Source organism: Pedococcus sp. P1_H8 (assembly GCF_056405175.1).
Genome location: NZ_JBFUCP010000268.1, coordinates 1 through 428, shown reverse-complemented (window position 1 = coordinate 428; position 428 = coordinate 1). Strand labels below are relative to the sequence as shown.

The 428-nt window shown below is 59.8% G+C and carries 1 protein-coding gene; it reads left to right on the top strand.

Annotated elements, in window-relative coordinates; genetic code table 11:
* A partial coding sequence (locus AC1DYG_RS19935; protein ID WP_477641579.1) for a hypothetical protein occupies nucleotides 1-428 on the top strand: 428 nt, incomplete at both ends.

Genomic DNA, 428 nt, shown 5'->3' with positions numbered 1-428 from the left:
CATCTCCACCGCTTGCCCTCCCTCTGGAGACCTCAGTCGAGCTGGCAGCGAAGGCAGAAGCCACATGGAATCGTAGGCGACAAGCCGATCATTAGACTCGACGACGGAACTCACATCGCGCCGTTTGACGAGAACGGCGAACCAACCGCCTATCTCCCCATCAACGGCGCCGCATCCGAGTTCGTCACTGTCGCACGGTCCGTCACGTCCGACAAACAGGCCCGGGACTTCCTACGAGCGCTGGGACTATGTGAGCCTGATGCAGCCGAGGAAGTGCTTCGGTTTCTAATCCCCCGCTACGACGCGGGGAACCAGAATCTCAGAGCGTCCGGCATTCAAGAAGACTGGCACACGATCGACCGCGCAATGAGTTCAGCGACCGACAAGCGGCGCAAACAACTCATAGACATGCTCGGCAACGCTCCGGT